Annotated in this window: 17 protein-coding genes, 1 tRNA gene and 1 pseudogene; 6 read left to right on the top strand and 13 right to left on the bottom strand. The window is 63.0% G+C overall.

From position 1 onward, the window contains the following. Positions 1-175: 175 nt before the first annotated feature. From cyoD to AC3WL7_RS10795, 10 genes are all read right to left on the bottom strand, one after another. Positions 176-517: a cytochrome o ubiquinol oxidase subunit IV gene (gene cyoD / locus AC3WL7_RS10840; protein ID WP_079221116.1), complete on the bottom strand. Its 342-nt coding sequence runs from the start codon at positions 515-517 to the stop codon at positions 176-178. Beyond that, complete coding sequence (cyoC, locus tag AC3WL7_RS10835) at positions 517-1,155, bottom strand: cytochrome o ubiquinol oxidase subunit III (protein ID WP_108760122.1); 639 nt, start codon at positions 1,153-1,155, stop codon at positions 517-519. Before cyoC ends, cyoD begins: the two co-directional genes overlap by 1 nt. Further along, complete coding sequence (gene cyoB, locus AC3WL7_RS10830) at positions 1,152-3,149, bottom strand: cytochrome o ubiquinol oxidase subunit I (RefSeq protein WP_492750252.1); 1,998 nt, start codon at positions 3,147-3,149, stop codon at positions 1,152-1,154. Before cyoB ends, cyoC begins: the two co-directional genes overlap by 4 nt. 2 nt (positions 3,150-3,151) lie before the next feature. Further along, positions 3,152-4,195: a ubiquinol oxidase subunit II gene (gene cyoA / locus AC3WL7_RS10825; RefSeq protein ID WP_200733924.1), complete on the bottom strand. Its 1,044-nt coding sequence runs from the start codon at positions 4,193-4,195 to the stop codon at positions 3,152-3,154. A gap of 278 nt (positions 4,196-4,473) precedes the next feature. Continuing rightward, the gene (locus tag AC3WL7_RS10820) at positions 4,474-5,724 is read right to left on the bottom strand and encodes a hypothetical protein (protein ID WP_492750251.1); all 1,251 of its coding nucleotides are present in this window, start codon (positions 5,722-5,724) and stop codon (positions 4,474-4,476) included. 115 nt (positions 5,725-5,839) lie between these two features. Further along, positions 5,840-6,196, bottom strand: a complete 357-nt coding sequence (locus tag AC3WL7_RS10815) for a hypothetical protein (RefSeq protein ID WP_492750250.1) — start codon at positions 6,194-6,196, stop codon at positions 5,840-5,842. 581 nt (positions 6,197-6,777) lie between these two features. Beyond that, on the bottom strand, positions 6,778-7,203 hold the full coding sequence (locus AC3WL7_RS10810; protein ID WP_492750249.1) for a hypothetical protein: 426 nt from the start codon (positions 7,201-7,203) through the stop codon (positions 6,778-6,780). A 65-nt stretch (positions 7,204-7,268) separates the two neighbouring features. Continuing rightward, on the bottom strand, positions 7,269-7,901 hold the full coding sequence (locus AC3WL7_RS10805; RefSeq protein ID WP_492750248.1) for a hypothetical protein: 633 nt from the start codon (positions 7,899-7,901) through the stop codon (positions 7,269-7,271). 408 nt (positions 7,902-8,309) lie between these two features. Next, positions 8,310-8,786, bottom strand: coding sequence for a hypothetical protein (locus AC3WL7_RS10800; RefSeq protein ID WP_492750247.1), 477 nt, complete (start codon positions 8,784-8,786; stop codon positions 8,310-8,312). Continuing rightward, positions 8,774-9,301, bottom strand: a complete 528-nt coding sequence (locus AC3WL7_RS10795; RefSeq protein WP_492750246.1) for an RHS repeat-associated core domain-containing protein — start codon at positions 9,299-9,301, stop codon at positions 8,774-8,776. The genes AC3WL7_RS10800 and AC3WL7_RS10795 overlap by 13 nt, the downstream gene beginning before the upstream one ends. Positions 9,302-10,068: 767 nt before the next feature. On the opposite strand from AC3WL7_RS10795, the gene AC3WL7_RS10790 reads away from it, so the two are divergent. Continuing rightward, positions 10,069-11,892 (top strand): hypothetical protein, encoded by a 1,824-nt coding sequence (locus tag AC3WL7_RS10790; protein WP_492750245.1) that lies wholly within the window; start codon positions 10,069-10,071, stop codon positions 11,890-11,892. Positions 11,893-13,024: 1,132 nt separating this feature from the next. Further along, positions 13,025-13,861, top strand: coding sequence for an HNH endonuclease (locus AC3WL7_RS10785; protein ID WP_492750244.1), 837 nt, complete (start codon positions 13,025-13,027; stop codon positions 13,859-13,861). Between the two features lie 506 nt (positions 13,862-14,367). Here the strand turns inward: AC3WL7_RS10785 and AC3WL7_RS10780 are convergent. The 3 genes from AC3WL7_RS10780 to AC3WL7_RS10770 all read right to left on the bottom strand — a co-directional run bounded on the left by AC3WL7_RS10780 (position 14,368) and on the right by AC3WL7_RS10770 (position 18,444). Continuing rightward, positions 14,368-14,443: transfer RNA gene (locus AC3WL7_RS10780), tRNA-Thr, on the bottom strand. Positions 14,444-14,479: 36 nt separating this feature from the next. Then, the gene (locus tag AC3WL7_RS10775) at positions 14,480-15,484 is read right to left on the bottom strand and encodes a 2-hydroxyacid dehydrogenase (protein ID WP_492750243.1); all 1,005 of its coding nucleotides are present in this window, start codon (positions 15,482-15,484) and stop codon (positions 14,480-14,482) included. Between the two features lie 74 nt (positions 15,485-15,558). After that, positions 15,559-18,444 carry an autotransporter domain-containing protein gene (locus tag AC3WL7_RS10770; RefSeq protein ID WP_492750242.1) on the bottom strand — a complete coding sequence of 962 codons (2,886 nt, stop codon included), beginning with the start codon at positions 18,442-18,444 and terminating at the stop codon, positions 15,559-15,561. A 303-nt stretch (positions 18,445-18,747) separates the two neighbouring features. On the opposite strand from AC3WL7_RS10770, the gene AC3WL7_RS10765 reads away from it, so the two are divergent. The 4 genes and pseudogenes from AC3WL7_RS10765 to AC3WL7_RS10750 all read left to right on the top strand — a co-directional run. Then, positions 18,748-19,209: an RNA polymerase sigma factor gene (locus tag AC3WL7_RS10765; protein ID WP_492750309.1), complete on the top strand. Its 462-nt coding sequence runs from the start codon at positions 18,748-18,750 to the stop codon at positions 19,207-19,209. Positions 19,210-19,223: 14 nt separating this feature from the next. Continuing rightward, entirely contained in the window at positions 19,224-20,174 is a 951-nt protein-coding gene (locus AC3WL7_RS10760) for a FecR family protein (protein WP_492750308.1), read from the top strand. A gap of 10 nt (positions 20,175-20,184) precedes the next feature. Next, the gene (locus AC3WL7_RS10755) at positions 20,185-22,956 is read left to right on the top strand and encodes a TonB-dependent receptor plug domain-containing protein (RefSeq protein WP_492750241.1); all 2,772 of its coding nucleotides are present in this window, start codon (positions 20,185-20,187) and stop codon (positions 22,954-22,956) included. A 315-nt stretch (positions 22,957-23,271) separates the two neighbouring features. Further along, positions 23,272-23,477, top strand: a pseudogene (locus AC3WL7_RS10750) (IS110 family transposase); the annotation flags it as partial.

Genomic DNA, 23,477 nt, shown 5'->3' with positions numbered 1-23,477 from the left:
CGAAACGCGGGATTGCCGGCCAGCGGCCGGCACTACCACCCGGAAGAACACCCAACCGACTTTCCCTGGTAGCGCCGGCCGCTGGCCGGCGAACGCACCGGACGCCCCACCCCACGCAAACAAAAAGGCCGCCCCGAAGGGCGGCCTTTTCGCGTGTGGCAACGTCGCGAAGACGTCAGTGCATCATGTGCACGTTCATGTTGTGCATGACCCACAGGGTGCCGATCACGATGATGCCGATCACCACGACGGTGAAGGCAGCAGCGTTGACGTTCCAGCGGCTTTCCGAAGAGCGGTCCAGGTGCAGGAAGAACACCAGGTGGACCAGCATCTGCAGCACCGCGGTGACCGCGATGACCACACCGCTGACAGTGCGCGAGAAGTCGCCGGACATCACCACCCAGAACGGGATGACGGTCAGCACCACCGCCAGCACGAAGCCGATCAGGTAGGACTTGACGCTGCCGTGGCTCTCGCCACCGGCTGCGTGGTCGTGTGCGTGGTTGTCATGTGCCATTACAGCGCTCCATTGAGGTAGACGACGGAGAACACGCCGATCCAGATGAGATCCAGGAAGTGCCAGAACAGGCTCAGGCACGCCATGCGGGTCTTGTTGGTCGGGGTCAGGCCGTACTTCTTCAGCTGCACGAACATCACCAGCAGCCACAGCAGGCCGGCGCTGACGTGCAGGCCGTGGGTACCGACCAGGGCGAAGAACGCCGACAGGAAGGCACTGCGGTCCGGACCATAGCCCTGATGGATCAGGTGATGGAATTCATAGACTTCCATGCACATGAAGCCGAAGCCCAGCAGCCAGGTGACGGCCAGCCACAGGAACATCTGGCCGACCTGCTTGCGGTGCATGGCGATCATGCCCAGGCCGAAGGTCAGCGACGAGGTCAGCAGCAGCGCGGTTTCCCACGCCACGAACGGCAGCTCGAACAGGTCCTTCGGACCCGGGCCACCGTCGGTGCCGCCGGCCAGCACCACGTAGGTGGCGAACAGCGAGGCGAAGATGAGGCAGTCGCTCATCAGGTACACCCAGAAACCGAAGACGGTGTTGCCGCCGGTGTCGTGGTGCTCGTGGTCGTCATGGCCATGGGCCGCCGCTTGCGCGGCGTGCCCGTGGCTCAGGGTCGAGGTATTGGTGCTCATGCCTTCAGCTCCGACTTCACCAGGCCCTGGAATTCCAGGTGCTTGCGGTGTTCGTTCTCGATGCGTTCCACCTCGGCGGCCGGGACCCAGTAGTCCACGTCCTGGTCGAAGGTGCGGTAGATGAACGTGGCGATCATGCCGACGAAGCCAATGATGGCCAGCCACCAGATGTGCCAGATCATCGCGAAACCGAACACCAGGCTGAAGGCGCCGATCACCACGCCCGTGCCGGTGTTGCGCGGCATGTGGATGTCGGTGTACTTGGCCGGCTTCGGCCAGGCTTCACCACGCTGCTTGCGCTCCCAGAAATCGTCCAGCTCGGTGACTTCCGGCAGGGTGCCGAAGTTGTAGAAGGCCGGCGGCGAAGAGGTTTCCCACTCCAGCGTACGGGCATCCCACGGGTCGCCGGTCAGGTCGGCGGTCTTCTTGCGGTCGCGGATGGACACGGCCACCTGGATGATCTGGCACAGGATGCCGGCACCCACGATGAAGGCGCCTACGGCGGCAACCAGCAGGAACGGCTCGTAGGCCGGGTTGACGGTGCTCTGCAGGCGACGGGTCATGCCCATGAAGCCCAGCACGTACATCGGCATGAAGGTCACGTAGAAGCCGATGAACCAGCACCAGAACGCGCACTTGCCCCAGAACTCGTTCAAGCGGAAGCCGAACATCTTCGGCCACCAGTAGGTGATGCCGGCGAACATGCCGAACACCACGCCGCCGATGATGACGTTGTGGAAGTGGGCGATCAGGAACAGGCTGTTGTGGAGCACGAAGTCGATGGCCGGGATCGCCAGCATCACGCCGGTCATGCCGCCGATGGTGAAGGTGACCATGAAGCCGATGGTCCACAGCACGGGCGTGGTGAACTGCACGCGACCGCGGAACATGGTGAACAGCCAGTTGAAGATCTTCACGCCGGTGGGGATCGAGATGATCATCGTCGTGATGCCGAAGAAGGCATTGACGTTGGCACCCGAGCCCATGGTGAAGAAGTGGTGCAGCCACACGATGAACGACAGCACGCCGATGCAGGCGGTGGCGTAGACCATGCCCTTGTAGCCGAACAGTGCCTTGCGCGAGAAGGTCGCGATGACTTCGGAGAACACGCCGAAGGCCGGCAGGACCAGGATATAGACTTCCGGGTGGCCCCAGATCCAGATCAGGTTGATGTACAGCATGGCGTTGCCGCCACCATCATTGGTGAAGAAGTGCGTACCCAGGTAACGATCGAGGGTCAGCAGCACCAGGGTGATGGTCAGCACCGGGAAGGCAGCGACGATCAGCACGTTGGTCACCAGGGCAGTCCAGGTGAACACCGGCATCTGCATCAGCTTCATGCTCGGGGTGCGCATCTTCAGGATGGTAATGAAGAAGTTGATACCACTCAGGGTGGTACCCAGGCCCGCGACCTGTAGGCCCCATATGTAGTAGTCCATACCTACATTGTTGCTGTACTCGATACCCGACAATGGTGGGAAGGCCAGCCAGCCGGTGGCGGCGAATTCACCGATCCACAGCGACAGCATGATCAGCACCGCGCCGGACACGAACAGCCAGAAGCTGAGCGAGTTGACGAACGGGAACGCGACGTCGCGCGCACCGATCTGCAGCGGCACGGCCAGGTTCATCAGGCCGGTGATGAGCGGCATCGCCACGAAGAAGATCATGATCACGCCGTGGGCGGTGAAGATCTGGTCGTAGTGGTGCGGCGGCAGGTAACCCTCGGACCCGCCGACGGCGATGGCCTGCTGGGTACGCATCATGATGGCGTCGGAGAAACCGCGCAGCAGCATGACGAAGGCGACGATGAGGTACATCACGCCGATCTTCTTGTGGTCCACCGAAGTGAACCACTCTTTCCACAGATAGCCCCACAGCTTGAACTTGGTGATCAGGGCCATGACGCCCAGGCCACCCAGCACCGCGCCGACCAGGGTGGTCAGCACGATCGGATCGTGGGGGATCGACTCAAGAGAGAGTTTTCCCAGCATGTTCATTCTCCCGAACCCATGTGGCCTTCATGGCCAGCGTGTTCGTGTTCTTCGGTGGCGTCCAGGTTCTTCCCGGATTCCTTGGAGTCATGCGCGTCCATCGGGGCGTGCCCCTCGTGCGCTTCATGGCTGGCCGCATCTGCCGCAGCAGCACCCGCGTGGGAATGCTTCATGCCGTAGTGCCTGTTGTCACCCATGTGCTTGGCGAGGACCCAGTTGAACAGGCCTTCTTCCACGGTGCCGTAGTAGGTGACCGGGTACCACTCGGAGTTCTTCGCTTCGCCCAGGGCCTTGAAGGTGGCCTTGTCGAGCGTTTCCGTGCCGGCGCGGACCTGGTCCAGCCACTGGCGGTACTCGGCATCGGTGACCGAATACGCGGTGAAATGCATCTTGGCGAAGCCCAGGCCGCTGTAGTGCGAGGACATGCCCGGGAATTCACCGGTCTCGTTGGCGATCAGGTGGAGCTTGGTCTCCATCGCCGCCATCGAATAGATCATGCTGCCCAGGTGCGGGATGAAGAAGGCATTCATCACCGTGTCGGACGTGATCTTGAAGTTCAGCGGGGTGTTGACCGGGAACTTGATCTCGTTGACGACCGCAACCTTCTCTTCCGGATAGATGAACAGCCACTTCCAGTCCAGCGAGATCGCCTCGATGGTGACCGGCTTGACGTCCGATTCCAGCGGCTTGTACGGGTCAAGCGCGTGCGAGGACCGCCAGGTCAGCACCGCCAGGACCAGCACGATCATGCAGGGGATCGACCACACCACCACCTCGATCGCCGTCGAGTGGGACCACTTCGGCTCGTAGCGGGCCTTGGTGTTGGAGGCGCGATACTTCCACGCGAAGGTCAGGGTCATGATGATGACCGGGATGACGACCAGCAGCATGAGCACGGTGGCCGTGATCAGCAGGGTCTTCTCATCCTGGCCGATCTGGCCCTTCGGACTGAGGATGGCCACTGCATCGCAACCGGTGAGCATCACCAGCAACGACAGCAGCAGGCCCGGGCGCAACCAGCGCCCAAGGGTTTTCAACGGAATCATCGGTCGATCCAATTGCGAGGGAATGCCGTTCCCCGTCCTGCCCGCTCCGGCCAAAGCCGGTCCCGCCTGCGGTTGAGACAGGCAGTGAGGTGGGGTCGAGTCAGCCTTTCAATTTTAGGCCGTCACGCAACATTTAAGAAGGGCATTGACAATGATCCAGCGCAGGAAGTGGCCGGATATCGCTGCGACACGTTGTCGCACCGGGTGCGCAGGGGGCGCGGATGCCGGAATCGGCAAAGCTCGATGAACGTATTCAGGAATGCAGATGACTGGCGACCCTACTGCCCTGCCGCGCCAGTTGGCGCGGGGTACTCGAAGCGCAGCTCGCGCTGGCCCTCGCCCACTACCGGCAGCAGCGGATCGGCGCCCACGCAGCCCATGCGCAGCCGTAGCTGATCCGCCGCAGGCACCCCGCCGCAACTGCCGAAGCTGGTGATCTCAACGCCCGGCAGCAGCGCTTTGAAGAAGGTCTCCGCCTCGCGGCGCGCCTGGTCGCGGCTGGCCGCCATCGCTTCCACGCTGTAGCGCAGCTTGATGGCGTACATGCGATCGATCGCGAAGACCATCACCGAGCTGTAAGCCGTGCCCTCGTGGCTGTAACCGAAGTCCAGCACGTTCGCATCCACCCGTGCAGGCCCACCGGGCCCGAGACTGGCGACCGGTACCACCATTGATTGCAGCGGGGACATGTCGCGCTCGCTGGCCATCTTTTCCCTGCGCGCGTCCAGCAACGCCTCGCGCTCGCCTTCGGCCGCCGCCCGCTGCTGAGCCGGTTCCTGCACGCCGGCGGGATAGAAGTACAGGTCGATCCAGCCGGTTTTGTCGCCCGGCCGCTCGAAGCGGACCGAAGCGCCACCCAGTACATCATCGTACCGGCGCTCATTTACCGCCTGCCACTGGCCCACCTGCATCGGATAGACCACGCTGGTGCCGCGCAGAAAATCGCCCAGAAACACCGTGAGGTCCGACGGCGCTGCATCGTCCGCGTCCAGTCTCAGGGTTTCCCTGGGAGCATCGCCGCTGCACTTTTCCTCAAGGACCGCCGCCACATGCGCGCGCAGGGTGCCGGCCTTCTGCAACTCGGCCAGGTGATCCACGCCCGGGATCTTCAACGAGGGATCAGCCTTCAAAAACACCGAGTAGGCCTTGAGTGCACTTTCCACGCCGGCCAACTGACGATCCACCTCGTCACCGTCACTGCCCTGCGTGATCTGGTAGGCCAGGTTTCCGAACATCTGCTGCGCAAGCACCTCCGGCGCAATGGAGGTTTCCTCATCCACAGTCTCGGGCAGCCCAAGGACGGGGCAGATAATCACCTGGTAATCCGGCGTTTCCATCGTCCAGTTAAGCAGCCACCGCCGCATGTCCTGCGCACCGGGCTGCAGCGGAGAGGCTTCCAGCTGCCGCGCTTCCCGTACGAAACGGGTGGTCTCGGCCTCCTGCGCGGCCCATGCCAGCGCAGGAAGCGCTACCGGAACCACGAGGGCTGCGGCAAGGATGGTTCGGCGCAACACATTCCCTGATGCCATGGCACACGATCCCTGAGGCCCCGGGACGGGGCGCGCTGGCGCAGCGTATCAGGCAGCCCCGGGCCGGGACAGCGGGTTTGTACGACCCCGCTTGCCCCGCCAGGATGTCAGGACGTCAGGACGGCCTGATTTCCCGGCACACCAGTTCCGCCAGCTCGCGGCAGGCGAAGAACAGCCCTTCCACTACGCCCTCATCGAGGTGGCGGCGGGGCGTGGCCATGGTCTTGCAGCGGTTGGCTGCGTGCAGCATCTCCGCCGCCGTGAGGATGGCCACGGCCGCACGGTCGATTCGTGCCAGGGATTGTCTGCGGCCGTCGGACAGGTTTTCTTCTGGCCAGAGCATGCCATCGGAGCCTTCGCCATCCCGGATGCGGGTGAGGCAGCCTTGGAAGGTGCTGATATCGGAGGTGGGGTCTTCATCGTCGTAGACGGCATCAACAACATGGAGCGGCGGGTTCTTGCGCGTGGTCATGGCATCGGCTTCCGTGGCTGTATTTGACAGCGCCACCGCGCGGAGGCGGGTGGCGGACGGTGCGGGTTGCAAACCGGGACAGAGAGTTACCATTGACCGGCGGATCCGAAGATCCCCACGCACCGCCCGCCATAAAGGCCGACGGATTGCCAGCCGGCACCGCTTCAGGACGGTGCCGGCTGGCAAGCGTAAGTAACATCTGTCTCGGGTTTGCACGCCCGGCCACCCTGTTCTGGTGGCGCGCCATGTTGTCTACGCCTGCACGTTCGATTCAATGAGAAAAATCCGAAAGGTTCGGAGGGAATCGAGAGTGCGGTGGGAAGTGTTGCATGCGGGGTGAGTGGCGGAGACGACGAGGAAAGTCGCGAGCGCACTGATGTAGAGGCTTATGCGACATCTGGAGCCGCGAACGGACCGGAAATCAGCGGGGCGCGTGACGCTTTTCGCTTCCCAATTGTTGTACTGCGAATTTTCGCACCGTTGATGGACAACGCGTGGCTTGGGCCGTTATGACGCAATCGGTCTATTGGGCGTGCAGGAAACGACAGCCTGGGCGAAGGATGGACCGGCGGCACTCCGGCCTAAGGCAGGATCACGGCGTTCTGAATGACACCAAGTCGCTCGGCGTCCAAGGGATGCACCTTCCCTTCAGACAGATAGAACCTGCCCCGTACAAGAACGCGTGCAACGCGCGCTCTCTGCAGAAGATCAGGCGCCATCGCTTCCCCATAAACAACCACGGACGAGACAGACTCACCATCGTCCATGGCCTCCCTGGTCGGGAAAAAGAGGGTGGCATCGCTGGCCACGCGAGCCCAGGCCCGGAACTCCACATCCCGGCCCTCAAACTGCTCGGGATGTGCCATCAGATAAACATAGGAGACAACGCAGAAATTTTCAGAACTTGAGTTTCCACGATACTTACAGATGTCAAAGCGCGGCGGGACTTCACAGCCGAACAATGACAATAAAACCAGACCCGCAAGAACCAAACCAACCATCTTCATCGTGGCACCCAAGTGAACCATTCTTCCATTGAACTGCGGAAGCCTGGGCTTCCGCCTCCGTAACCTCACACGTTCAACGTTCGCAACTCCTCCCAAGGGCCATCCACGATCCTGGCTCGCCACACACCTTCGCTGCCCGGCCCGATCACGATGATAGCCGCGGCCAGGTCGCCGTCGTAGCCGGTGGCGATCAACCCATCCTGCAGAACGAGCGACTGTGCGGCAACGTCGTTCTGCGTGCCGCATAGATCGAGCCGCAGGTGGCCGTCGGCATCGCGGTTGTTGAAATCAACAAAGAGTCTCGCGGAAGACGCGCCGAGGCACCACAGCATGGGAACAATCAGCTCCTCGCCTTCGTCCAGCCGTCCCTCTTCCACCGCGTCCATCGCAATCTGGGCGATTGCCTCACCGTCATGGCCCAGCCCTTGGCGCGACATCAGGGCAAGCAAGCCGGGCAGCTCGGACCGTGCAAGCCGATTCCGGGCGAACAGCCAGCGAACGACGCGCATATGCAACGCAGGATGGGTAGCGGACAGGAAGTGACCTCGCACGGCCCACAGGGCGGCGCGGATCAACGCATCGGAATCCGCACGCAACAGATACGTCGCAACGTCCGCATCAATCGGCGCCGGAACCCCGATGTCTCCCGACCAATACGCGTCCATCTGCACTGAATCGATGCCGTTGCCAACGGCCAACAGACCTGACTCAAGCAGGTGTGCAAGAAAGGCGTAATCCTCAGCTCCCACTATTGTCCCCCCGGCTGGGTCGACTCTCACCTGGGCGAGCGACGCCCGCCCTATGCAGGCTGAACACTCTTCAAGGCATCCCAAAAAGGAATACGCCACTCGCTTCGATATCTTCTGGTCAAAGAGCAGGTAAATGCAACCGGGCTACTCCTGCCGATCACGGGGTTCTGCTGTAAGAACGATGCGCTTGGTGAGGGCGGATGACATCGGGCGGAGGGTCTTCAAGTGGCGATAGAGCCAACTTTCGTACTTGGGCTCGCTCTAATCGTCTCAGCCACACTGTCTCCCGTGACTGGGGAAACCCCGAACGCTTTAACAATGACCTACGCATCGGCGTACCAACGGAGACCCACTATGTTATCGAAATCGATCAACGCCAGCGCTCACGATCAGCCGCGCAATCAAATCCATCACCATAGGCCCGGCCATCCATAAAAATGAATCAACCTCAAACCAACGATCTTTTCCGCCAGGAGTCTGAGAATAATCTCCACACAAAGCAGCAATGACCACTTTTTCTTGACCACCCTCCAGCAATATACCTCGCTCGTAGAGGATGGGAGCATAGCGATCCGCGCTTTTCGAAAGCAACACCGGAATTCCACGCTCACCGGAATGGCATCTATTGATCATGACTCCATGAGGATTTGATTCTATACACCCTTCAATCCTCAACCTGACCCCACCAAGCGACTGACCAGAAATCAACATTTCCTCAATGGATACACGCCGAGCGCGCTCCTCACCACTACTGCATCCACCCGCCAGGAATAATACCGCCACGCAAGTCACACATGAAAAAAAGGCGACCGGGAAGGCTGTCAATCCGCGCACGGCAAACCTCCTTGAGCGCTAGCGGCACACATTATATCCACTGACTTTGCAGCCTGCGCTTTGATCTTATCCCTTCGGCCGTCGGGATCGACAAACCTGTATGGGTTTGATGAGGCGTATCGATACCGATTGAACTGCCCAACCGGCTGCTCATACGCTGTCACCGGATCCACCGACAGGAACACACCCAACTGCGGATCCATGTACCGCTGCTGCATGTAACTCAGTCCGGTCGCCGAGTCACTCACATGCCCGGCATACACTGGCCCGTCCGTGACTTCCCCACCCACCACGGCGCCGTAAGGCTCGTAGTCATAGCGCTTGATCACGTTGCCATTGGCGTCGCTCTCGGCCACAACCGAGGCCAAGGCGTCCGTGTGGATGTATGTAACCGTCGTCCGGGCGATAGCGGATGTCGACACGCCAAGGCCAATGAGCAGCACGCAGCACAGCCAGGAGCCTAATGCTCCCGACTTGCGAATTCGATCTTCAAATCCCCTGAAGCGGGTCGACACACCGCCTGCAGTTCCCCCGAACGTGCGCACCCTTCCAATCCCTGAAAGTGCCTTGAAGCAAGGCTGTGTATCCATAGCACAGGAATGGCCGGGTGCGGTTTCCGGGTTACGAGCAGGGCGCGGAGCCGGGCGCGTGGGAAGCCGAAAGGACTGGCGGGCTGCGAGATTCGGAAATCGGGGGCTGCCAGCCATGGGCTGGCACTACGGGGGCCGGCATTCCGCCGGGCATGGCCCGGCGCTACCAGGGCACAAAAAAAAGCCCCGACCAAGGCCGGGGCTTTTCATACAACTGGTGCCGGAAACAGGAGTCGAACCTGCGACCTACGCATTACGAATGCGCCACCAAATCAATCACTTAGAAATTACACAACGTTCTGAGGGCCGTAGCCCTTTGTCGCTTGCACCACGTGCTACGCGGGCCGGCTCGCCCCAAGCACTCCGAATACGAGATGGGCACTGTCCGCGGCGCCAGTCGTGTGAGCAGCGCTCCTCTGCTTTAGGCGCCAACTAAGCCAGCCTCAATCGCAGAAGTGGCCTTGCCCTGCCCCAAGCACTTGGGGAAAGGAATAGCTGCACTCAAGAAGGCAGCTCCCCACACCCCACGCTCACCCCGGCAACGGCAGAACCATCCTTAAACACAAGGCATCCGAGGCGCGCAAGAGCAAAAGTTGACGCACATCACAATCAAGGATAAAACTGCGCTTATCCGCTTTCAGGAAGCACGGAAAGCATCTTGCGTTGCTAGGGGGCAACCATGCGGAGAAGCAATGCTCACAACTGACGACATCGTGCCCTACTGTGGCGTGGTTTTAGCCCGCTCAGACAAGCCCGGCGGCTTGATCCTTGTTGTGCAGAGACTAAAGAAGCGAATCAGCCAGGCATTCCATGCACAATGGACAGCACACGACCAAGACTCCGCAGATGGCTCGAGTTACATCACGTGCTTCTTCTCCTATCAACGCCCACCTCACTGGGCTCCTAGATCCCAAGTATTGGAGACAACCCATGCCTATTTCAGCGTAGGCCTGGTCAATGGATACTTCATCTTTCACTGTTCAGACAATGAAGTGAAGGATGAAATCCTAGATCTTTTAGATTCCGACAATTTTGATGTAAGCAAGATTGCGCGTGACGTCTTGAACTACGCCTTCATTGAAGGAAGTACCGTCAAGACACTATGGCTGCACGGCATACACAATCGCACCGCTGTCAAGGCGGACAGCAAGGCAATAACTGGCTCCAACCTTGAGCTCGCACTAGACCCAAGCGGCGATCAAAGCTACTCGTACAATTCGCTAAGAGGCAATGTAGAGCTGCTTCGCACGGAGCGGACATTCGGTGTGAACCTGAGCGAATCCTACCTCTGGCTGTACCGGATGAACACATGGTCCGAGTTCCTAGCAGCATGTAACGCGCTCACTGAAATACTCCGAAAGGCGAAAGGAAAGGTCTCGAGCAAACCGCTTGAAATCGTATCCCACCCCATTAGTGACACCGCCGCAATGAAGGGGCTATTTGATTTCAGCATAGTCGATAGCGAAAACCCGAGCGGCATTACCCTCGGTACGGGAAGATCATCTCTACTGAACAAGCTGAGGCAGGAATACGATTTCGAGCCTATCCATCAGATTGCCCAAGACAACATCATCAGACTGAAGGTTCACCACAGGACTAACGGACTCCGATCCTACCTCGGCGAGCTACACGCCGAGCCGACCCTTAATTCCGGAAAGCTTGGCTTCAAGGCGACCAAGGTTGGCGTCCAGCCACGGCAGAATGGAAAGCTTCAAGAGTTCGCCCGCATCTTCTCTCATCCACCGCTACTACAAGCATGGTACGACAGCGGCCATTCGATCACGGGCGGAGCATGCTACGAAATAAGTTACAAGAACGCTCCCTTTAATGGAATGTACTGGGGAGACTTCTCCAACTTCGACCTGACTAAAGAGAAGCCGATCGCCCCAGCTATAGGCGCGTTCCTGTCTAACATCGGCAACCCAGGAGAAGACTCTTTGTTCTCTTGGGTTTACTTGGCAATATGCAAGGGATCAAAGGCGAAGCGTCTTTCTCACATAGGGATGAAGTCGAGTAATGACTGGCTGCTTTGCGACGACGGATCCGGGGAAATATCCGATTTTCTCCATGCAACAACCATAGACAATCATCACCACCTAACATTGATCCACGTGAAAGCCGCGAACTCCGCCCAGCCCACACGGTTGATTTCGGTATCCGCACATGACGTGGTCATCAACCAAGCCATAAAGAACATCAATCACCTTAACAAGGCAAACCTGCTGGCGGCACTGAGCAGTCGCATCGGCACGACAAACACAAAGCCCACGTGGACAGTTACGAACGGCGTGACATCGCACGCCAATGCCAACGACTTTGTCAATGCAGTCGCGAAATGGAGTGCCGCGAGAGTCAATGTTCACGTTGTCATTGTTCAGCCGCACACGCTGCGCAAAGCGTTTCGAAATAAATCCAGCACCAAGCCTCATTACCAGCTATGCACTCTACTGAACAGCGCGGCCCACCAAGTTGCAGGCGTAGGCGGAACACTGACGGTAATCGGCGCCAGAACTTAGTAAGTGTATTCAACCGCAGCAGGCATCTTGGTTCAGCGAAGGGCAAATCGGTCAAAATCGACTATTCACCTCACTTCGCGTCAGAGCACAGGGCTGCGACGGCAAGGAGCTTTGCAGTACTGATGCAGTTACCCAAGACACCACAGATGACCGGACACCTCTTGGAACAACAACTTAGCCAACCCCAACTGGCAGCCAGGGTACCGATAAGTGCCTTGTAAGCCAGGGAGCCGCCACATTGAGCCGATTCGGGCCCGTGAAGCGCCAGGGAAAGCCAGGTGGTGCCCACGCCTGCTTTCGAGGCGGACAGCGGCTTGCGGTGTATGCGCCCCGGAACCGAACCTACGTGTAGTACCTCTCATTGACGTTGCGGTTGCAGGCAAGACACTTTCGATATGCGCCAAAACGCCCAGGACGCTCCCGTCCCAGCAAGCCACCGCATTCGCAAACCAAAGCGCTGCGCCCTTGATCCCAATGCCAAAGCCTTAGAGTAGCGCCAAGTGCAAGGGTGACCGATACCGCGATAGCCAACGCTGGGAGCCATCGCACCATCGCATACACCCCTGCAAGCACCGGACTCTCCCGGAGCATTCCCAGAGGCAGCGTCAGCAGCAACCCCAGCGCGAAAGCCGCAAGTGCGGGGGCATACATCCTTACCATCATCCACGTCCAACGATCCATGTAGCCGTCCCGTGATTGCATGGTGCATCCTTGAGCACAGCGGTCGCAGGGGGTGAGACTTGAACGGCGAACCTACTTTGCTGCCCGCACAAGGTCGGACACCATCATGCGCTTCCTACAAAGCAATCATGCCTTACGACTGCAGGCACAGACTCATAGACCGCTACCCGCATGGTGAACGTTAAGCTCAGGGCACATGCACTTTGATAGCACTCCGCATGGGCTATGCACTAGCCTGCAGGATCTCCAAAGCGTACCTACACGGCCAAGCCCCATGCGACATCTCGGCCAATTGCAGCATGCAGAAAGCGACATGCCGCTGACCATGAAGCCAGATCCCTAGCGCGCCTTGAAATTGACCACATCAAACTACGCCGCATAACACGTAGAGCATTGGCTTACGGAACCAATCCGCGCAGAATTACCCTGACCCGGACTTAGGAAAAGCATGATGAAACACAGCTGGATGGGGTGGGAGGAAATTGCGAACGCACTCTTGGCGTATGGGTTCGTCCGGATCGATGATGGAAAGAAAGCTTATTCCGAAGGCTGGAAATTGACCTCGCGAAACTTCACCGCATACGTCAAGCACAACAACGAAGACCCACTGGTCATCCACCCAAGGCATGGGGACAGGATGTCGATCCTGACCGGACTGCCGGGAGTCAAGCCATCAAAAAACCACCTCGTCCACAATACTAGTTACAGCGGATTCCCGAGGCGTCACAACAAGGGAAAGACCACAACAAACTACGGCCTTGATTTTGGATTCTCAAGTCGCACAGATCTCTACGGCTTCCTGGATTACCTTATTGGCGCAGATGGCCAGCCGCCTCAATCCGCAGAGGATGACATCGCATCCGCCTCTGACCTTCCATCGAATCCAACCGAATTGGAAACTGTCAAACTGGCGCGACGCGGGCAAGGAAAGTTCCGGAGCGATCTGATCGCGGAATGGACCAACTGCCAAGCCACAGGCTGCTCCAATCCTGCGTTGCTGCGCGCTTCTCATATCAAACCTTGGCGGGTGTCGAGTAATTTTGATCGCGTATCCTCAAACAACGGTCTTCTTCTTTCCGCGAACATGGATGCTGCATTCGACGCAGGCCTTATCAGTTTCAAAGATGACGGCCAGATCCTCATAGCATCGAGCTTTTGCACAAAGGACGCTGCATCAGCAGGGATCCATACAGGGATCCGCATCAGACTTCGTCCAGCCAACATCCCCTACCTTACCTACCACCGGCAGATGGTGTGGCGCGGGGACTCGGTTTTGGCAGAAGACTGAGTAGCCTGAGCCGCTTGCCAGCCAAAGCCGCCTCTCTCGCCAGCGAACCACAAAGAACAGAACGGCGAAGGGATTCGATGAGAAACTCCATCATGATTTTTGAAGCTCCTGCGTACTTCCAGACCAGGGATGCTGCAAACCGAGTTCGCCCCCTCAGCATGAGCACTGAGCGATCTGGTCCCATGACATGCAGCGGCAGGTCAGCCAAAACAAGCATGGTGGGACGGACGCGCTTCTTGCCGCGATTGCGCAGCTCGTTCGTGAAGGTTCCGGATTCGGGTCAAAAAAGGCCGGGCATTCATAGCACCGGAATGACCGGGTGCGGTTTCCAGATCAGGAACAGGGCGCGGCGCTAAGCGCCTGGGAAGCCGGGCGGGCTGCGAGATTCGGAAATTGGGGGCTGCCAGCCATGAGCTGGCACTACTGGGGCCGACATTCCGCCGGGCATGGCCCGGCGCTACCAGTGCACAAAAAAGCCCCGACCAAGGCCGGGGCTTTTCTACAACTGGTGCCGGAAACAGGAGTCGAACCTGCGACCTACGCATTACGAATGCGCCGCTCTACCAACTGAGCTATTCCGGCTGAGCAGGCGATTTTACGGGTAGCCCACCCCGCTGGTCAATCCGCCCCTACCCGGTTGGCGCAGGCTCGCCCGGCGGCGAAATCGGCCAGGTTGCCCAGGGTGATGGCCGAGATCTCCTGCAGCGCCTCCACGGTGAAGAAGCCCTGGTGGCCGGTCACCAGTACGTTGGGGAAGGTCATCAGGCGCTGGAAGGCCTCGTCGTCGATGATCTCGCCGGACAGATCCTGGAAGAACAGCGCGCTTTCCTGCTCGTAGACGTCAATGGCCAGATGGCCCAGGCGGCGCGACTTCAGCGCGCGGATCACCGCGTGGGTATCCACCAGGCCGCCACGCGAGGTGTTGACCAGCATCGCGCCGGGCTTCATGCGCGCCAGCGAGGCGTCGTTGATGAGGTGCTGGGTGTCCGGGGTCAGCGGGCAGTGCAGCGAGACGATGTCCGCGCGCGCCAGCAGTTCGTCCAGCGCGACCATATCCCCCACCCCATCAAAATCCGCCGACGGATAGGGATCATGGCCGAGCACCGTACAGCCCATGCCACGGAAGATGCGCGCGGTGGCCAGGCCGATCTTGCCGGTGCCGACGATGCCCACCGTGCGCCCGTGCAGGGTGCGGCCCAGCAGGCCATCCAGCATGAAGTTGCCTTCGCGCACGCGGTTGTAGGCGCGGTGGGTCTGCCGGTTGAGGGTCATCACCAGCGCCAGCGCGTGTTCGGCCACGGCTTCGGGCGAATAGGCCGGCACGCGGGCGACGAACAGGCCCAGGCGTGCGGCCTCGGCCAGGTCGACATTGTTGAAGCCGGCGCAACGCAGCAGCACCGCGCGCACGCCCAGCGCGTGCAGCGCCTGCAGCACGGGGGCATCAAGGCGGTCGTTGACGAATACGCAGACGGCGTCGCAGTCCTGCGCCAACGCGGCGGTGTGTACGTCCAGCGCGGCATCGAAGTGGACGAACCGGAAGCCCTGCCCGGCGCCATCGCGCGCGTTGGCTTCTTCCAGGAAGCGGCGGTCGTAGGGACGGGCGCTGAAGACGGCGATCTGCATGGGCGGGCCTGCACGGGAATCCTGCGCAGACCATAGCGCACCGGCGGCACTGCTGCCGCCGGTGCGCCCTTTACTCAGAACGCGTAGCCGAGACCCAGCATCACGCCGTTCTGCACCTGGCCATCGCGGCGCTCGCCCACGTAGTCCACCATCACCGACAGGCGGTCACTGGCACGGCTGGTGACGCCCAGGTTCCAGGCCAGCACCTGTTCGCCCAGGGTCTGGCTGCTGCTGCCGAACACCAGGTCCGGGGCGGCGGCGAAGCCGGTGCTGTAGCGGGCCTGGGTGTCGCCCAGTTCCTTCTGCCAGACCACGCGCGCGCGCGGGGTGATGCGCTCGCCGTTGGCACGGTTGAAGGTCTTGAACAGCTGCAGGCCAGCACCCACGCGGATGCTTTCCAGACTGTCGCCACGGCCGGCCAGTGCGCCCGCGCCCTGCCCTTCGTTGAAGCGGGTGGCGGAGGTGCGCGCGTAGTCCACCACCGGCAGCAGCGGCTGCACCACCAGACCGTTGCCGGTGGTGAAGCTGAAGCCGTGCTCCAGGCGCGCGGAGATCGCATCGTTGTTGTACTTGGCGCGCAGCGAATCGTTCAGGCCGTCGATGCCGGCAATGCCGCGGCGGGTGTCGTGGCGCAGGTCGGTGTAGCGCACGGCGGCCGACAGGTAGCCACGCGCGTAGGTGGCATCGAGGTAGCCACCGATATCCAGCGCGCGCACGTCACCGGTGAAGCCGGAACCATCGCGCGCCTTGGTCGACATGTCCGCCGCCGCCACGCTCACGCCCAGGCTCACGCGGTCATCGGCCACGCGCGTATCGGCACCCAGCACGATGCCGCCCACGGTGTGGCTCAGGTCGGCCACGCCGCCTTCGCCATCGATGCGGCCATGGCTGCCGAAGCCGCGGCCCCAGAAGCCGTGGTTGCGCGCACCGGCGCCGCTGTCAGTGCCGGCCACCGCCTGCGCGGCGGGCTCGACCAGATGCATGGCCAGCTGGTTGAACAGGCTGCCGCTGGCCATGCCGGGCTGCGCTGCAGCCGACTGTGCCGCCTGCGCCGCCAGGCCGCCGGCATCACCGCTGCCGCTGCGCAGGCCGGCCTGGTGCTGCGTCACCACGCTGCCGATGCTGCTCAGCAGGGCGTTGTCGGCCAGGCGCAGGGTGGCGTGCCCGTCACCACGCAGGGCACCAGCCTGCTGTGCGATGACATCACGGTCGGCAAACTGCAGCGCGCCCAGCAGCGACTTCAGGCGGGCATCCTGGCGGTCACCCGCCGCAGCCAGGGCAACGCCCAGGCTCTGGTTGCCGTTGCTGGCGGTCAGCTGTGCCAGCTGGTCGAAGCCCGGGTTGGCGGTCAGCGACAGGCCGTCTTCGGTCTGGTTGATGTTGAAGCTGAGCAGCGAGTTGTGGCGCGGGCGGAAGACTTCGTTGTCGGTGATGCTGGCGCTGTAGCCCGTATCGCCCAGGCGCACGGCGTCGGCGAAACCGTCCTCGTAGATCGGCCCGGTGACCAGTTCGCGCTGGTAGTTGCCGGCATAGAAGCCCTGGGCGACGTTCAACTCCAGGTGCGCGCCGGGCGAGATCACCAGCGCGCCGTCGGTCTGGCCTCCGTCGAAGAAGGTGCCCACGCGCAGGCGGCCGGTATCGCTGCCACCGGCTTCGGTGACATCGAACAGCACGTTTCCGCCCGGCATGATGTTGACGTAGCCATGGGTGACCAGGTCGCCACCGCGCGGCATCAGGGTGCCGTACACGCGCAGGCGGTTGAAGCCGTCCTCGCGCAGCGACGGGCCGGTCGCGCCGAGCAGCGCATCGGTATCGGTTTCCAGCGACGCGATGTCGCCGTGGCCGACCACCATGCCACCGGGCATCACGCGCACTTCCGGTGCGCGCAGCGCGCCACCTTCCAGGGCGATGGTGCCGCCGTCCACCAGCATGAAATCGGCGCCGGTGGTGGCCGAGGTGCGCCAGGTGCCGCCCTTGGCCACGCGGATCACGCCGGCCGAGTTGGCCAGCGCGGAGGCATCGAGTTCACCCAGGCGCAGCTGGCCCAGCAGTTCCTGCTGGATGCCCGGGTCATTGAGGTAATCCTGCACCGAGAAGCGGCCGATGCCATTGGGGCCGTTGCTGGCGGCGTTGTAGATGCTCACCGCATAGTTGATGTAGGTCGTGTCGTACTCGGCATCGTTCCAGCGCGCGAAATCGTCCTCGACGAAGGCCTGCAGCTGGCGGGCAGTGGACATGTAGCCCGGGTTGATGTCACCGCTGACGTTGCCGGCGACGGTCAGGGTATCGCCGGGGTTGCGGTAACCGGCCTCGGTGATGATGTTGTTGCTGTAGATGTCCTGGCCCGGGAAGAGCTGCAGGCTGCGGCCGCTGCCATCGGGATCGAAGCTGACCGACGTGCCGTTGGTGCGGGCCGGGTCGCGGAACACCAGCAGGCCGTTGGGCGCCACCACTTCATACATGGCCTTGTGCAGCAGGCCGGCATCCATGCCGCCGCCGTAGTTGTCGGTGTAGATCTGGGTCATGCGCGGCGACGGCGCGTAGGTGATGCGGCCGCCGCTGCTGGCGGCGTGGATCTGCACCGAATCGACCGTCGGCAGATCGCCTGCCAGGTAACGGTTGACGCCGCCGGACTGCATGATCGAGCACGACGAGATGCAGTGCCCGGACACGATGGTGTCCAGGCCGTTGGTGCGGATGATGGCCTGCAGCCACTCACCGGCAATCAGCGCGCCACCGTTGGAGGTGCGCAGCACGACTTCGCGGATCGGCCGGCCTTCGGCCTGTGCCTTGGCCAGCAGGGCCGGCAGCGCGACCACGTCGGCGAAGGTGACGCCACCACTGAGGACGACGCGGTCGTCCTGCACGTGGTAGTTCATCGCCCCTGCGTTGCCGATCGCGCCCAGCGTTGCCATGCCCACCAGGCCGGCCAGGGCCAGGCTCAACTTCGAATGCTTCATTGCGGTCTCTCTCTCCAAACCCGCACCACGCGGGACGAAAGCAGAACGCCGCAGCGCGCCGATCTCCCCCAGTGCATCGCACACGAAAATATGAATGCGTTCACATAACGCATTGGCATACGACACGGACTTCCCCCTTGGGTCATCGTCTTGTAAAACTCGATGACGCGTTTGTCGTTCGAGGCCCTTCCCCTGTCCGCCCCCTCCCCCCTGCCCCGTCGCGCGCCGGACCCGGCCGGGGTTCCGGATGCCTTCATCGCCTTCATCCGCGAGGAACGCGCGCCGCTGTGCGCTTTCCTGCGCATGCGTGGCGTCGGCCCGGATGATGCCGAGGACATTGCACAGGACAGCATGGAGCGGCTGATCCGCTACCGCGGGCACGGCACCGACGAACTGCGCCTGCTGCTGTACCGCATCGCCCGCAACCGCCTGGCCGACCGCGGGCGTTCTTCGCAGGCACGCAGCCACCTGCCGCTGGGTGTACGCGATGGCAGCGAGGAGCCGCAAGGCACTTCTCCCGATCCACTGCGTCAGGCAGAATCCGGCCAGATGATCGCGCTGCTGCGACAGGCACTGTTCAAGCTTCCCGAACGTGCCCGCGAGGTGTATCTGCTCAACCGCATCACCGGGATGAGCTACGCACAGATCGCCCGGCACTGCGGCATCACCGCCAAGACGGTGGAAAAACACATCGCCCGTGCCCTCCAGGGCCTGCGCAAGGAGCTGGGCAGCAATCCTCTCCACACTGATGGAGATAGTGAGTGACCCGCGACGCCTACATGGATGACACGTTGCTGTTCGAGCGCGCAAGCGCCTGGGTAGCCCGGCTGGAAGCCCCCGACTGCACGTCGATCGAGCGCGAAGCGTTCGAGGACTGGCTGGCCGAGCACCCTTCCCACGTCAGCGCCTGGGCACAGGCCGAGACGCTGCACCAGCGCAGTGCCGGCCTGTCCGGCGACCCGTGGCTGCGCACCGCCGCTACCCGTGCCGCCCGCGTGCCGGTACGCCGCTGGCTGCCTTCAGTGGCGGCTGCGGCCGGCGTCTGCCTGGCGGTGGGCATCGGCTGGATGGTCTTCACCGATGGCAACCCGACGCCGCAGATCTACGCCAACGCCAGCCACCAGCCGCAGGTGCGCACGCTGGCCGATGGCAGCGTCGCCACCCTCGATGCCGGCACCACACTGAGCGCCCGCTTCGGCTGGCGCAAGCGCGAACTGGAACTGGAGCGTGGCCGCGTGCAGCTGCAGGTGGCCGCCTCCGCGCGCGCGCTGCGGGTGCAGGCCGGCGGCAGCAGCATCCGCGATATCGGCACCACCTTCCAGGTCGAGCGGTTGACCGATGGCCGGGTAGAAGTGGCGCTGCTGGAAGGCGCCGTGGAAGTGACCAGCGGCAGCGCCCAGCACACGCTGGCCCCCGGCCAGCAGTTGCAGGTGTCGCCGTCCGGCCGCATCCAGCCCGGCCCGCAACTGTCCACCACCGCCGCCGCCGAAGCCTGGCCCGAGGGCCGGCTGGTGTTCGACGCCACCCCGCTGTCCACCGTGGTCGAACGCATGAACCGCTACGGCAGCACGCCGCTGGTGATTGCCGACCCGGACATCGCCGACCTGGCGGTGAGCGGCACCTTCCGTGCCGGCGATGCGCACGAACTGCTGTCCGCCCTGGAACTGGGGTGGTCGATCGCTGGCCAGCCGCGCAAGGATGGCGCGCTGGAACTGCGCCGCACCTACTGAGGCGGCGCGGATGCCCAGCCCCGGGGCACTGCGACAGGGCCTGATGGTCCTGATGTGGCTTGCCCTGGCCGGCGCCACGGCTGCTGCAGATGCGCCCGCCACCGCAGCGACCGAGTACCGCATCGCCGCCGGCCCGCTGGTGCCGGCGCTGCAGCAGTGGGCCCGGCAAAGCGGCCAGGCGCTGGTGTTCGATGCACGCGAACTGGCCGATCTGCGCACCCCCGGCACGCAGGGGCCGCAGGAACCTGCCGCGGCACTGAAAGCGCTGGTGGCCGGCAAGCCGGTCAACATCCTGCGCACCCCCAGTGGTGGCTTCGTGCTGCGCCGCCATGCCGTGGCTGCGGCACCGCCTGCCCGGGTCGTGCCGGCCCCGCCGCCGCGACCGCAGCGGCCGGCGCAGGTGGAACTGGCACCGATCCATGTCACCGGCAGCCGCCTGCCACGCAGCTCGGTGCAGACCACCCTGCCGGTGACGGTGATCGAACGCGAGGACATCCTGCGCAGCGGCTACGGCACGCTGTTCGATCTACTGCGCCACCTGCCCGGCATGAACGGCCACCCGCCGCTGAGCACCTCGCGCGGCGGTGATTCGCTGTACCTGCCGGTGGGCGCCGCCGCCACCACCAGCCTGGACGGCATGGGCCCGCGCGCCACGCTGTTCCTGGTCAACGGCCGCCGCCTGCCGCGCTACCCGATGGTGTCGCTGGAGGAAGGTGGCCTGACCGACCTGGGCGGCATTCCGCTCAGTTTCGTCGAGCGCATCGAACTGGTGCGCGGGGGCGCATCGGCCATCTACGGTGCCGACGCGATGTCCGGCGTGGTCAACATCATCCTGCGCGACCAGGCCGATGGGCCGGAGGCCACCCTGCAGACCGGCGCCAGCAGCCGCGGCGACGGCGACCAGCACCGCGTGCAGGCCGCCACCGGTGGCGTGCGCGACAACGGTGACCGCTGGTTCGCTGGCCTCGACCTGCATCGCCTGCGCCACGTCGCCGGTGACCGCCGCCGCTGGCATGCCGACAGCGAGCTGTACCCGATCGGGCTGATCCTGGCCAACGGTGATTACTACCCGGCTAGCGAATGCCACGCGCCGCTGCAGGAGGAAGAGGATGGCTGCTGGTACGACAGCGTGCGCCCGCGTTCGCTGCAGCCGGCATCGGACACCGTGGCCGGCTACCTGCGCTACCGCCACGAGCGGGGCGACGGCCGCTATGCCTATGTCGAGGCGCGCGCCAGCCACAACCGCCAGCGCTTCGAACTGGGGCCGACCGCAGTCGCACTGAACTTCAACCGCAACGCCCTGCTCAACGTGGTGCTGCAGGAGGGCGGCGAGGTGCAGCCGCGGGTGCGGGCCAGCGAAGGCGACCTGACCGTGGGCATCGGCCGCGACCAGAGTGGCCGCAGCTGGGAGGCCGGCCTGAGCGCGCAACGCAGCCAGGTGGACCTGCGTACCGGAGGCGCCGTGCGCAGCGAACGGCTGCTTGAGGCTGCGCTCGCGCTGGACTTCCTGCCCGGTTTTTCCACGCTGCCACCGGGCCTGGCCGACGAACTGTTCCCCGACATCCGCAACCGCGGCCGTACCAGCCAGCTGCAGGGCTGGTGGGGCGTGCAGCGCGAACTGATGGACCTGCCCGGCGGCAAGGCGCAACTGGCCACCGGCATCGACCTGCGCCAGGAACGCTGGACGTCGCTGCCCGATCCGCTGCTGGGCAAGGGCGAGCTGGCGCTGGGCCTGCCGCTGGAGCAGCGCCGGCTGTCGCGGCCGAGCAGTGCGGCCTACGCCGAAGTCGGCCTGCCGCTGGCCTCGACACTGCGCCTGGACCTGGCGGCACGGCTGGACCGCGATGATGGCGACAGCGCGTTCTCGCCGCGCGCCGGCCTGCGCTGGAGCCCCAGCCCGCACTGGTCGTTCCTGCTGGCCAGCGGCCGTGGCTTCCGTGCGCCCAGCCTGTTCGAGCGGCGGCGACCGCCGGCCTACTTCGGCCTGCTGGCGCTGCCTGCATCGGACACCCTGCCGCCGTGCGCACTACCGCTGCGCGGCGGTGGCTGCGCGGTGGAAGTGGATGTGGTGGAGAACGATGCACTGCGCGCCGAGACCTCGCGCAGCCATTCGCTGGCGGCCAGCTGGACGCCCACCGATGCGTTCTCGTTGTCGCTGACCCACAACATCGTCGAGCTGCGCAACGAGATCCTCGCCCTGCAGCCAAGCGATGCACTGTGGAACCCCGACACGTGGGAACTGGATGAGCAGGGCCGCCTGCGTGACCTGCGCCTGTCGTTCGACAACATCGGCCGCACCACCTCGCGCAACTGGGTGCTGCGCGGCGAATACCGCATCGATGCCGGCCGCGATGGGCAGTGGCTGTTCTCGCTGGATGGCCTGAAGCAGCAGGAACTGCGCCGGGACCGCGCGCATGGCGAAGCAGTGGACCTGCGCGGCCACGCCACGCCCACGTTCGCCGGCATCGTCAATGTGCAGTGGCAGAATCCCTCGTGGGACATCGCCCTGCGTGGCAACCGTGTCGGCCGCACGCGTGCGTGGCTGGCCGGTGAGGACTGCCCGCAGCAACAGCACGACGATCGCCGCTGCATGAACCCGGCACAGCTGCGCTGGAACCTGCACGTGGCACGCAAGCTGAGCCCGCGCGTGGTGGCCGCGCTGGACGTGCACAACGTGCTGGACACCGCGCCGGTGAACTACCTGGTTGGCAGCGGCGGGCAGATGGCCGGGCTGGATGATCCGCTGGGCCGCTACTTCCTGCTGACCCTGCAGTTCCGCTGACCTTCTTTTGTAGCGCCGAACCATGCTCGGCTGCGCTCTTGTAGAGTCGAGCTTGCTCGACTGCTCTTTCCAACAGCAGTCGAGCAAGCTTGTATGTTCCTCCCGGCTCCCACGAGGTATGTAGGAGCCAGGGTGGAGGGACCGTCAAGCAAGCATCTGCGGAGTCGAGCCGACAGACGAGTCGAGCGATCCCCATCCCGCACACGAACGTCGATAAAGGATCGTACGGCCCCAAAAAGGGGATCGTCGATGTAGGCAAGCTAACGTCGGTGCGGTACCACCCCAGCCCCTTAAAGATAGCTGGGAGTAGTGCAAATGTCCGATTCTCTTGAGATTGGCCTGGACGTGGACTCCAAGGAGCTCGTGCCAGCGGTGGTCGACTGCAAGGCCGGTGACAGAATCCCGAATACCAAGGCCGGCATAGCCAAATGGCTCAAGACCCTGCCTCCGCGGTGCCAGGTTGGCATGGAGGCGACCGGTCGCCACCATGAGCTTGTGGCGCGAATGGCCGGTCAGGCCGG

It is taken from the genome of Stenotrophomonas sp. FW305-3-2-15-E-LB1, from assembly GCF_058787375.1.
The sequence above is the reverse complement of the archived record's forward strand: the minus strand, read 5'-3'. Positions and strand labels throughout refer to the sequence as shown.

What these genes read in the sequence shown, in the direction of transcription:
- AC3WL7_RS10820 (WP_492750251.1), bottom strand. Translation starts at nt 5,724, where the DNA reads ATGGCATCAGGGAATGTGTTGCGCCGAACCATCCTTGCCGCAGCCCTC.
- cyoA (WP_200733924.1), bottom strand. Translation starts at nt 4,195, where the DNA reads ATGATTCCGTTGAAAACCCTTGGGCGCTGGTTGCGCCCGGGCCTGCTG.
- cyoB (WP_492750252.1), bottom strand. Translation starts at nt 3,149, where the DNA reads ATGCTGGGAAAACTCTCTCTTGAGTCGATCCCCCACGATCCGATCGTG.
- AC3WL7_RS10765 (WP_492750309.1), top strand. Translation starts at nt 18,748, where the DNA reads ATGCGTGGCGTCGGCCCGGATGATGCCGAGGACATTGCACAGGACAGC.
- AC3WL7_RS10755 (WP_492750241.1), top strand. Translation starts at nt 20,185, where the DNA reads ATGCCCAGCCCCGGGGCACTGCGACAGGGCCTGATGGTCCTGATGTGG.
- AC3WL7_RS10790 (WP_492750245.1), top strand. Translation starts at nt 10,069, where the DNA reads ATGCTCACAACTGACGACATCGTGCCCTACTGTGGCGTGGTTTTAGCC.
- AC3WL7_RS10810 (WP_492750249.1), bottom strand. Translation starts at nt 7,203, where the DNA reads ATGAAGATGGTTGGTTTGGTTCTTGCGGGTCTGGTTTTATTGTCATTG.
- AC3WL7_RS10815 (WP_492750250.1), bottom strand. Translation starts at nt 6,196, where the DNA reads ATGACCACGCGCAAGAACCCGCCGCTCCATGTTGTTGATGCCGTCTAC.
- AC3WL7_RS10785 (WP_492750244.1), top strand. Translation starts at nt 13,025, where the DNA reads ATGAAACACAGCTGGATGGGGTGGGAGGAAATTGCGAACGCACTCTTG.
- cyoD (WP_079221116.1), bottom strand. Translation starts at nt 517, where the DNA reads ATGGCACATGACAACCACGCACACGACCACGCAGCCGGTGGCGAGAGC.
- AC3WL7_RS10760 (WP_492750308.1), top strand. Translation starts at nt 19,224, where the DNA reads ATGGATGACACGTTGCTGTTCGAGCGCGCAAGCGCCTGGGTAGCCCGG.
- AC3WL7_RS10775 (WP_492750243.1), bottom strand. Translation starts at nt 15,484, where the DNA reads ATGCAGATCGCCGTCTTCAGCGCCCGTCCCTACGACCGCCGCTTCCTG.
- cyoC (WP_108760122.1), bottom strand. Translation starts at nt 1,155, where the DNA reads ATGAGCACCAATACCTCGACCCTGAGCCACGGGCACGCCGCGCAAGCG.
- AC3WL7_RS10770 (WP_492750242.1), bottom strand. Translation starts at nt 18,444, where the DNA reads ATGAAGCATTCGAAGTTGAGCCTGGCCCTGGCCGGCCTGGTGGGCATG.